11 protein-coding genes, 1 other RNA gene and 1 pseudogene are annotated in these 10,942 nt (G+C 40.2%); all 13 read right to left on the minus strand.

What is annotated here, in order from left to right; genetic code table 11:
* On the minus strand, positions 1–674 hold a 674-nt coding region (locus AXF17_RS00585; RefSeq protein WP_169711286.1), incomplete at its 3' end, for an Fpg/Nei family DNA glycosylase.
* 172 nt (positions 675–846) lie between these two features.
* The gene (recR, locus tag AXF17_RS00590) at positions 847–1,449 is read right to left on the minus strand and encodes a recombination mediator RecR (RefSeq protein WP_094233334.1); all 603 of its coding nucleotides are present in this window, start codon (positions 1,447–1,449) and stop codon (positions 847–849) included.
* Between the two features lie 12 nt (positions 1,450–1,461).
* On the minus strand, positions 1,462–1,824 hold the full coding sequence (locus AXF17_RS00595; RefSeq protein ID WP_094233335.1) for a YbaB/EbfC family nucleoid-associated protein: 363 nt from the start codon (positions 1,822–1,824) through the stop codon (positions 1,462–1,464).
* Between the two features lie 39 nt (positions 1,825–1,863).
* Positions 1,864–3,684, minus strand: a complete 1,821-nt coding sequence (dnaX, locus tag AXF17_RS00600) for a DNA polymerase III subunit gamma/tau (RefSeq protein WP_094233336.1) — start codon at positions 3,682–3,684, stop codon at positions 1,864–1,866.
* Positions 3,685–3,730: 46 nt separating this feature from the next.
* An RNA gene (ffs, locus tag AXF17_RS00605) (signal recognition particle sRNA large type) lies at positions 3,731–3,910 on the minus strand.
* A 138-nt stretch (positions 3,911–4,048) separates the two neighbouring features.
* Positions 4,049–4,732, minus strand: a complete 684-nt coding sequence (locus tag AXF17_RS00610) for a hypothetical protein (protein ID WP_094233337.1) — start codon at positions 4,730–4,732, stop codon at positions 4,049–4,051.
* A 49-nt stretch (positions 4,733–4,781) separates the two neighbouring features.
* Entirely contained in the window at positions 4,782–5,486 is a 705-nt protein-coding gene (locus AXF17_RS00615; protein WP_157682505.1) for a hypothetical protein, read from the minus strand.
* 118 nt (positions 5,487–5,604) lie between these two features.
* Positions 5,605–5,946 (minus strand): hypothetical protein, encoded by a 342-nt coding sequence (locus tag AXF17_RS00620; RefSeq protein WP_157682506.1) that lies wholly within the window; start codon positions 5,944–5,946, stop codon positions 5,605–5,607.
* 30 nt (positions 5,947–5,976) lie between these two features.
* Positions 5,977–6,261 (minus strand): TIGR04197 family type VII secretion effector, encoded by a 285-nt coding sequence (locus tag AXF17_RS00625; RefSeq protein WP_094233340.1) that lies wholly within the window; start codon positions 6,259–6,261, stop codon positions 5,977–5,979.
* A 12-nt stretch (positions 6,262–6,273) separates the two neighbouring features.
* Positions 6,274–7,368 (minus strand): DUF5050 domain-containing protein, encoded by a 1,095-nt coding sequence (locus AXF17_RS00630; RefSeq protein ID WP_094233341.1) that lies wholly within the window; start codon positions 7,366–7,368, stop codon positions 6,274–6,276.
* Positions 7,369–7,383: 15 nt separating this feature from the next.
* On the minus strand, positions 7,384–8,964 hold the full coding sequence (locus AXF17_RS00635) for a hypothetical protein (RefSeq protein ID WP_094233342.1): 1,581 nt from the start codon (positions 8,962–8,964) through the stop codon (positions 7,384–7,386).
* Between the two features lie 14 nt (positions 8,965–8,978).
* Positions 8,979–10,568, minus strand: a complete 1,590-nt coding sequence (locus AXF17_RS00640; protein WP_157682507.1) for an FtsK/SpoIIIE domain-containing protein — start codon at positions 10,566–10,568, stop codon at positions 8,979–8,981.
* A gap of 172 nt (positions 10,569–10,740) precedes the next feature.
* Positions 10,741–10,942 (minus strand): annotated as a pseudogene (locus AXF17_RS00645) (group II intron reverse transcriptase/maturase); the annotation flags it as partial.

A 10,942-nucleotide genomic window follows, 5' to 3' on the forward strand; every position in this document is an offset into this window, starting at 1 on the left:
AACTCCATCATCTTCGGAATCTCGCTAGCCAGCGCCTGCCACTCACTATCGGTTAACGAGCTACAAGCTCTGGTCGGAGCAATTCCGCATCGGTATAGGACTTCGTCGGTGTAAATATTTCCAAGACCAGCGATAACGCTTTGGTCAAGGAGCCCCGTCTTGATAGCTGATTTTCTTCGCAGCAGGTGCTTTTTCAGGTAATCGCCAGTAAGCGTATCATCGGTCGCTTCAGCTCCAAGCTGCCCGATGCCGGTTGCTCTAAATTCCTCACCCGTCGTTATAGCCCATATACCGCCAAACTGCCTCTGGTCGATATAACGCAGTTCCTTCTCAATACCATTTTCGTCTCTGAGCTTAAAAACAATATGCGTATGCTTCAAATCCTCATAATTTGGTGGTGTAACGAGTAGAACGCCCGTCATACGGTAGTGAGCTACGAGCTTAAGCTCCTCTGTCACACTTTCGTGCTTCGGTGTAATCATGTTGAAAATAAGAAATTTGCCGCGGCGAAGTGTGGTGTTGAACTTACAGCCAATTACGAGTTTCTTGAACTCATCGGGGCTGTAATTCTTGATACTCTTTGCCAGCTTCACCTCGATATCTTTAATTGTGCAGCCGCTTAGCTGTGGTGCGAGAACCCTTCTCGCAGTTTCAATCTCTACTAGTTCAGGCATCCTTTCCTCCTTGATTGTCTCAGGGCTTAAGTGCTTACCCATGATCAAACAGCAACTGTTGTATACACATAGATTAAATACTCGTATAAATCGAATATTTTCTCTTGCTTTTCATATAATAAAATAGTCGGTGCATAGCCTTTAGTCTGCCCCATGCACCAACTATTTTCAGTTATATCTCGCGTCTTCCTTCCATCGCCTTGAGCAGCGTCACTTCGTCGGCATACTCGAGGTCCCCGCCTACAGGAATTCCGTGTGCGATTCTCGTCACCTTGATTCCCGACGGCTTTAGCAGCCTAGCGATATACATGGCAGTTGCTTCGCCCTCGATATTAGGATTAGTCGCCACGATTATCTCGTCTATCTCATCGTGCTGCTGGAGCCTTGTGATTAGGGATTTGAGATTTATCTCGTTAGGTCCGATGCCCTCTACAGGCGAAATAGCACCGTGAAGTACGTGATACAGCCCTTTAAATTCCCTGATTCGCTCCATAGCTATCACATCCTGCGGTGTCTCGACTACGCAGACCTTAGTCCTGTTTCGTGACTCATCACTGCAAATCTCGCATGGATCGGTATCTGTCAAATTGCCGCACACCGAACAGTAATGAAGGCTTCTCTTGGCATTCACGATTGAATTTGCAAGGGAAGTAGCCTCGCTCTCCTCGAGTGCAAGAATGTGGAACGCTAAGCGTTGTGCAGTCTTGCCGCCGATTCCAGGCAGCTTGGACAGCTCATTTATTAACTTGTTCAGCGGCTTTGGATACTGCCTCATCTGAACGCCTTTCTACATTCCAAATCCAGGGATGTTAAGTCCACCTGTGACTTTCCCCATCTCGTTTTCAGCGATTGCATCGATCTGGCGCATACCCTCGTTTACAGCTGCCATGATGAGATCCTGAAGCATTTCAACATCATCCGGATCTACAACATCTTTATCGATAACTAGTTTGGTGATTTCCTTGTTGCCGTTTACAGTTGCTTCAACCGCACCTCCACCGGCAGTTGCAGTTGTCTCCTGCTCAGCGATAGAAGCCTGTGCTGCCTCCATATCACGCTGCATAGCCTGAAGCTGCTTCATCTGCTGCTGCATGTTGCCAGCACCGCCGCCAACCTTCTTTTTCTTACCTGCTCTCATTCCTTTGCCCATGATTGTTTCCTCCACTATTTGTTACTTTATGCCTATTCGTTACTTTATGTCTATCTTATCTACGCCAAAAAAGTCAGCTACATCCCTCGCCACTTCTTCGGCTATCTCGTCTTTTTCTTCTGCCGCCTCGATCAGATCATCATCGAATCTCGGAAGGCTAGGTTCATCCGCTTGACTAAGAGCTCGCGCATCTGCAGGATTGTACTCTACCACTCGCAGGGTAATATAGAACTTATCTCCATATAAAGCCTTAGTTATCCTGTTCAGTTCATTTAGAGCATCATCAGCCATAAGGCTCTTAGTCTTCTTGACTTCCACAGTTAGCTCGCTACCATGTAAATCGACTAGCCTTGTGTACTTCGCAACCATCGCCATAAACATGGCATCCGCTCTCGCCATCTGGTCGCAGATTCTATCCCACATCTCATCGAGGTTTTGATTAGCTTCAAATTCCACTATATGCCTATCTGGCGGTGCCCCCTCGAGCGGATTGAATTTCTGTTCGAATAGAGGCTGCGGTTCCTCGGTTTCTTGCGCTCTCTGAGTGCTAGAATTTGCCTGGGGCTGAGCTTGCGGCTCACCGGTATCAGCAGCTTGTGGCTCCACTTTCTGAACTCCCCTTTGCGAAACTTCCGTGCTCTTTGCTTCTGGCCTCTTCATCTCTGGTGCAGCACAAGTCTCTCGTGCGGTTCCAGCCTGAGACCTTGGACTTCTTGCGCTCATTGAGATATTGGAATTTATCCGAACTGGCTCCATCTTGACCTCGGCACCCTCACCTACGATTAGCTTAATCACAGATGTCTCCAGCAAAATCCTCGGCATAGTCGAAAATTTTGCCTTATTGACAGTATCTGAAAGTAAGCGAATGCCATAATTTATCGCTTCGTCGCTCAGAGACTTTGCCTGTGTGACGATTCTCGCAGTGTTCTCACTAGAAGCATTTACAAGTTCTGACGGATCCTGCACGTACTTGCAAATCATCAGATTTCTATAGTGCAGTAGCCAATCCGCAAGCAGCTGCTTGGCATCCTTGCCAATCCTCACCATGGCGTCTATATCAGCGAGTGCAGTTCCCGCATCACCAGTTCTAATCGCATCGGTGAGATCTATATAGAAATCATCTCCCGCGCCGCCCGTGTACTCCAAAACCAGCTCTCTGGTTATCAGCTCATCACCTGCATTGATACACTGCTCGAGCAGGCTGAGCGCATCTCGCACGGAGCCGTCTGCCTTACGGGCAATTACTGCCAAGGCTTCTTCTTCTATGTTAATCGCCTTCTTCTGGCAAATCCTTCTCATGCCGTCCAGCAGATCATTTTCCGAGACATGCCTGAAGTTAAGCGTTAGACACCTTGATTTTATCGTCGCTTTAATCTTCTCCGGGTTGGTTGTCGCCAGTATGAATATTACGTGTGCCGGCGGCTCCTCGAGTGTCTTGAGAAACGCATTCTCCGCTGAATCGGTGAGCATGTGCGCCTCGTCTATGATGTAGACCTTGTACTTCCCAACGGTTGGCGGATATTGCACAGATTCGGTAATCTGCCTTAGGCTCTCCACACCATTATTGGATGCTGCGTCCAGCTCTACTACGTCGAGAAATCTACCTTCTGTAATTGCCCTGCAATTTACACACTCGCCACAAGGTAGGTCTACGCCGGGATCACTGCAGGTGCAATTAACTGCTTTTGCAAGAATTCTAGCTGTCGTCGTCTTACCTGTACCGCGAGTTCCCGCAAACAGATACGACTGACTCACAGTACCTTTCTTAATCTGGTTGCGAAGTATCTTCACAATATGCTTCTGTCCAATTATCTCTTCAAAGCGTTCAGGTCTCTCGGACCTATATAGTGCCAGATGCATATCGTTACCTCCTTCTCGATAGTTGGGTCACCCATGGTTTGGGTCCATATAGAAATTTAGCTCTTAGACACCTTGCGGCCGGTAGGAGGCGAATCTGCGGCACATGAGATGTCCCGCTTAATGCTGCTTCCTCTCGGACCTGACATGGTTCACAGTATCCCATTGCGCAGGACCCCCTACAAACCGCAAGCTGCCTAAGAGCACCTAAATATTATATTATCTATATTAACTAGTGTCAATCAATCATGGGGTAGAAATATTGGCTTGTCGAGACTAGTACAAGATTGGTTTCTGCGGTAAATAAATTATTCTAGTGCTAGTATGAAATTAGCAACTTTACTCTAGAAATTTTATTGCCATCAGACTATTTAGTTTTTTTGTTATACTCTATCTGTGCATTGGTTGGTCCAATTATTTGAGTCCCTTCATCAACAGTTATTATCCTTAGTTTTGGATTCTTTGACACGTCCAAAACTTTAATATTCGTATTTTTAATCCATATCTCCTCAAGATTTGGATTATTTGAAATATCTAGTTCTTCAAGAGGGCCATCAAAGTATGAAAAATCATCAAGATTTTCCAATTTCTTTAGGTCGACTTTCTTTACAGAGGTCCCTTTTAAATAAATATATTCACACTTGTTATTAAATTTAATATTTTTTAAAGCCTTAGTTTGACCAATTACTATATCTCTCAATTTCTTATTTTTGCTAAAATCAAGCTTCTTCAATTTAGACTTATTCTTTTCTGCATATAACACTAACTTAAATGATTCCAGTTCTTTGGCTTTGCTAACATCTAGTGAATCAATTTTGGAATAGTATGGGTCTGCAAGATATATTTCTCGTACTGTTATATCACCAACCTTTGCAGGCATTACGATATCTTTCCCTGATTTATCTATATCTATCCTCGATAGACTGTAGTCTAGATTTTTATCCATATAGAACTTATCTTTATCTGTAACGAATAAACTGCAGCCGCATAATAGTGTTATTATCAAGCAGATAACTGTGACATATATTGTTTTGACATTCGCTCTTTTCATTTATTCCTCCAGGAAAATAACATTTTTATCCTAAAGTCTCCTTCGCAGACTACTCAGTCCTTTTGTTATACTTTATCTGTGCATTGGTTGGTCCGATTATTTGCGTGCCTTCATCAACAATTATGTATTTCAATTTTGGATTTTTTGTCACATCAAGCCTTTTAATATTAGTATCTGCAATCTTGATGGATTCAAGGTTAGGATTGTTCGAAATATCTAGTTCCTCAAGAGGACCGTTATAATAAGAAAAATCTTCAAGCTTTTCCAGTGATTGTAGATCCACGCTCTTTATATCTGAACCATCTATGAAGATTGATTCGCATGCACTATTAAATGTTATATTTTTTAAAGCCATGGTTTGACTAATTAGTATGCGTCTCAGTTTATTATTTTTGCTAAAATCAAGTCCTTTTAACTTTGACTTATTTTTAGGGTCAAATAGATTTAGACGAAATGATTCCAGTTCTTTAACCTGGCTAATATCTAGCGAATCAATCCTTGTAAAGTAGGGATCTGCTAGATTTATCACTCGTATTTTTTTATCTTCTATCTTTGCGGGAATTACGATATCTTGACCTGCTTTGTCTAAATCAATCCATGTAAGATCATAGTCTAAATTTTTGTTTAGGTAAAACTTATCTTTATCTGTAACGAATAAATTGCAGCCGCATAATAGTGTTATTATCAAGCAGATAACTGTGACACATATTACCCTAAAACTCACTCTTCTCATTTCTTTTACCTTGTTTTTCAAACTCTCCACTTCTAATAAATAATCCTATTGCACTTGCAACTGCGCATGTATTTGCACAAATTGGAGCATAATTAGCTTGCCGTTTGCAACTGCATCTATATCCTTGTATTGACTATATTTAGCTATATATCTGCTTTCTAGCCTCCTGAATGTTCTCTTCTGACTCCTTAATTTTGCGCTGTTTGTTATTATGAAGATCATCCATGAGCTCAAATCGTTGTTGTCTTATGTTCGATATCACATCAAGTCCTTCGCACAGAATTCCTTGTAATCTAGGATCAGAATTTGCCGAATCTAGTAAGTTCTGCAACTGGAAATATTCTCTCTCTATTTGTGCTTCCTGCTCTGATTCGTATTCTATTTCTTTGCGATAATTATGTTCTATCTCTTCAATGTCGCTTTCTGATTCTCGGATATATGAACGTATCTCGTTCTCATTCATCTTCTTAAAATCTGGCATTATATCCTCCAGTGGTTTTCTGTAATACACCTAGTTCTTCCTGTTTTTAAACACATTACTTGCAGCTGCATCATACCCTTTAAATGCATATCCAACAGCGCTTATGTTGCGAGAGGTAGATAGCATTGCACTACCGATATTTTTCAAGCTTTCCTTGATCTCATCGTAAGAATTTATGCTAGCCTTGTTACCATCTATTGTGCTCATATTATCAAGGTTTGATATGGACTCAGCCCCTATACCCTGTGTAATATCCATTATTGAAGACGCCACGCTATTAAGAGCCGCTTCTTTTATTTTAATTTCTTCACTCATTGGTAGCCTCCACTAGTCTAGCTCGTATAGAACTTTTCCTGAGTTGTTGATGTAGTATTGTCTTACTGCTTTGTCATCAACAGCACTATTGTAGTTAACATGTTCATTGTCTTTTGCCCACTCCGAAATAAGAATATTATCACCTATTGCAGCCAATATCTTAATATTTTTATTTGAGGTTGTGTATATTTCTCTATCTTCTCCTGTCTTAATATCAAACATAATAAGCTTGCTTTCATCATGAGAAACATAATAGATTTTATCTTTTTCCATGATAGAATTATCCACTAAATTGACACCTGCTTTTTTAAATATACTTTTGGTCTGATAGCCCCCTTTTATTTCTTCTACTTTATATATTGAATCCACATCTTTTCCGCGTAACCATATGCTCCCATTTGCTATTCCTAAAATCCTTTTTGCTTTCTTCCCTTCTCCATTTATACTTCCAAAGCTTATCGCTTCAGTTGTATTCTTTATCCCAATACTTGCTTTTCTATTATTTATTTTTACTTTTACCATTTCTAAGGCACCTGTTTCAAAATAAAGAGCCTTGCCTTTTTTATCAATTCCTGCAAAATTATTACACTCTTTATTATTAAGAGTTCTTTTTTTACCATTTATAAGTGAGATTCTAGTTAAAGCATTATCACGATTAGGTGCATATATGTAGTCATAAATAACCATATGAGGAGATGATGATTCCTTTTTTATTAACTTTTCATTTTTCCCATCGAAATCACAGCTATAGATCGAATAACATCCCAAACCTTCTGATTTAGTGTGGATGAGTGTGTTTTTATATATGAATAGTGCCGAACCATACTCGTCCCCAATATCTTTTTTTAGCAGCTTCTTTTCGCCACTATTTTTATCTATGCGGATCAAAGGGAACGAATCTTTTACGCGATTCACATAGAAGATATACTTGTCATTTTCTGCAATAGAACACGAGCTATCCTGCCTATTGTTTAGAGCTGCACTTACACTATTCCAAAGTTTTTGTGGCACATAGTTGTCACGTGAAATCCAAATTGAAGTTAAACATATTATTGTACTCATTATGGTCAATACTATGCACGATATACCTATAATTTTTTTAATCACTTAATTTACGCTCCTTTATTTTGTTATTTGTTCTATTCCATTATTTATCGCTTTTCGTATTTCTTTTATAGCAGTATTTTCGTGTCCCTCACCTACAAGCTCAAAGTAAGGATAACTTTTAGGATTTTCAACTATCAAGCCTTTACAGTTATTTTTGTCTATCCCCTTTAATGATTTAACAAATTTAGCAGTATCATAATGACTATAAGCATTAGCCTTTTCAGCATAATAGCCACTTATTACACTAGGAGGTATTGTCATCCCATATTTAACTGGCAGTTCTCCCACACCCATCAAAGCCGCTTCAACAGCATTTACTTTAATTTTTTTCTCTGCTTGATCACCCTTTGCGATGCTATAGTGTCCTTGTATCTCATCCCGCCATGATTCTTGTTTCATATTTCTTATTGGAAATATTGTATACTCAAGTTTTTCTTTAGAATATTGTGGTGAAAAAAATGTTCGCTTGTCATATACAGTTACATCTATGCAACCCTTTACCTTATCCTCGTCATAGCCAATATCTCGTATCTTAATTCTTGGTATTCCACAAATCGAGCTAGTCTTTTGCAAATAGCCCCAGACTATTGAATTTCGTATCTTTGAATCAGGCGAATTAACAGTAAGATTGGAGTATAGTGCTTTATTTATCCTAGGAATTTTATCATTGAATTCATATTCATCGATTGCAGAATTCGTCAGCTTTCCTTTTTTTAAAGTACAACTCTTCAAAACCAAATTTATAAAATCTACCTTCTTCTTTGAGTCAATATTGCAATTAACGATGTAATTTTCAATATTTTGCCACTCCATTTTCTCAAGAGCAGTCATATCAGCATAAGGCTTTTTGCATACACGTACAATCTCAGCATTACTTTTGCCTTCTAAATCACCGTTACCTATGGCCATCTTCTGAGCCATATTTTTCATATCGGAATTTATACCGTTAATCCATTCACTTCCTATACAGCTTTTGAATGTGCTTCCATCAAATGCACGCCCTAGAGCACTTAATCCGCTTTTGACCTTAGCTTTTAGTGCTTTACTTGTGCTAATTGGGTCTGCGGTTAATTCATTAATTTCAGTCAGTTCTTGTCCTTTTTCTTCCCATACTGTTGCCTGCATTTTATATGTTTTTGCTAAATTTTCATAATTTCTTGACTGACTCAAATAATGATTTGCACACGGCGATATATCTGCTTCATATATTTTCATATATCTTTCTGCTCGTTCCATATTTTCATTATACATATGGGCCGCATATCTATACTTCTCATTTATCTCATCGCCAAGCAGAATCTCTGATTTTACATCTTCTTTAAACTTTCTGTAATCAAAGATGTCACCTTCGCAGGCACTTTTCTGAGCATTAATCACCAACTTATATTCGTTAAGATGTGCTTTTACCGCATCAATAGCTTTGCCTGAATTAGAATTATCAATTGCAAATCTATCAATTGATTCTAAAACCCTATCTAGCTTCTCCATCTCTTTATTTAATGCATCTTCAGCATCAGAACACTGCATTCTAATCAAGTTAGGATACAGCTTAAGCCCTTCATCTACTACTTTTTTATTCTCATTTAATCTGTTCAACACACACCTCCAAACTAATTCTCTATTAATGGAATTTTAACGCTGTTCATAGATCCACCACTATATATAAACCCTAAATCAGCCGCTGTTTTTAGCTTACCTCCACTGATATTGAAGACCTGCTGACTTTGTGGATTCCCTAGTATTATTCCGTCTACCGTATTTTTTATAATCTTAAGGATTGAATTTGTTGTGTAGCCCTGCCTACCATCTATAGTCGCAACAATGTATATCCCTGTCATGATTGCAGCTTCAAAGATTGAAACGTTTCGGGCAACTTCAATGCCCTTCATTTGAGATAATCTAGTAACATCGTCTATAAGCAGATACGCTGGCTCCAGCTTCGCATAGAAATCTTTAGACTTCATGGTTTTACCACTATTTTCATAAAGTTTCTCCCTCTCCTCTATTAATGTCCCAAGGCTACCCATAAATTCATCTATTTCAGATTCCTTGCTAAGGTATTTATCATTTAGTTCGCCTGCAACATCATAGAAATCCTCTGAACGAGAATCTACGAGGAATACATTTTCCGACTTCACTTGATTATATATCACTCTAAGCATGTTAGTCTTGCCTGTGCCAGTCGCTCCAACTATTAGGAACGGTGAAGCATCCGGAATATATTTCACCGACACATCCTCGCTATCTAGACCCAGCGCAATGCCTCTATTATTATCCTTCCTCTGGAGTAGGTCATATAACTCGAGCTTTTCAGGAAGCATTGGTATAGCTTTTGCTCTCTCGGTGTGGCTAGCAGTTATTGCTGCTACCATTTCATTTATTCTATTCCTATAATTCACAGCATCGGAAATATCTGCTGGCAAAAACTCCTGCATCAGATACACATTATCCTTGCTCACTAGTGCTCGTCCCTTAACATCCGACAGCTTATATTCGCTGCGTCCGATGAGCGACACAACCTCACTCTGGTCGGACATGAAGTTGCAGATTCTAGCACCGAAGTTATTTAGTACTGCATACTTCATAGCGTTGGCTCTTGTTGCCGTCACAAGTGTGTAGATTCCAACTCCGACTCCATCTCTTGTCAGCTGAGTGAAATAGTTCTCCAGATCATAATCGATTTCCTTGATGACATCGTAATTATCGATAACTACGACAATCGCTGGCATGATTTCACTGCCGGAAGCGTTATACATCTCTAGGTTTGTGACATTGGAGTGAGCGAATTTTTTCTTTCTCGTGGATATTTCATCTGAAAGAATATTCCTTAATTTCCTAAACTTCTCCGTGTCGTCAAAAGAGATATAGTCGGCAACCTGCGGCAAATCCTTAAGACCGAAAAGTGCCGTGTTACCGAAGTCCACGATGTACATGTTAAGTGTATTTGGCGAATTCTTAGCTGCGAGCGATAGAATCGCATTAGTTGCTGCTGTAGACTTTCCTACCTTGGAAGTGCCGAATATCGCCATGTTTCCAGACTTCGAGAAGTCATGGGTGTAGACTTCCTGCTTCTGCTTATCCGGCATGTCAATAATGCCGACATCAAATGAGGTATCAGGTAGTTCACCCACTTTGATATTAGTAATATTAGCTGCATCACCGCTGTGTAGAAGTTCGCGGCTATCCGCTTCGTTTTGCACCTTGAGACACGGCTTAAGTCTAAAATTGCTCCATATCTGATAAATAACCCTTTTGTCATTGCGAGTAATTTCGTATTTAATAGGGTAGAGCGAGGGCGTTAGCCCTCAACCCTCCCGTTGCACCGTACGTACGGGTCTCGTATACGGCGCTACATCAACATAGAATCAAGCGTTAATTCAGATAATACGCCAAAGGGTCGACCAATCCCGGTCGGCTCTTTGTCTTTTTGCCAAGTATCGTTGGATTGAGCAGGAAATTAATATCCCGAATAGTAGCCATTCGGTACCATCCCTGCCTTGCGTTTGCCACGCTTAACAATCTTTTCTCCTCAAGGCCACATTCCTGAATCCTATTCAGAGCCATCAGGTTCTTG

The sequence above is a fragment of the Mogibacterium pumilum genome (assembly GCF_002243385.1).
GTDB classification, from domain to species: domain Bacteria; phylum Bacillota; class Clostridia; order Peptostreptococcales; family Anaerovoracaceae; genus Mogibacterium; species Mogibacterium pumilum.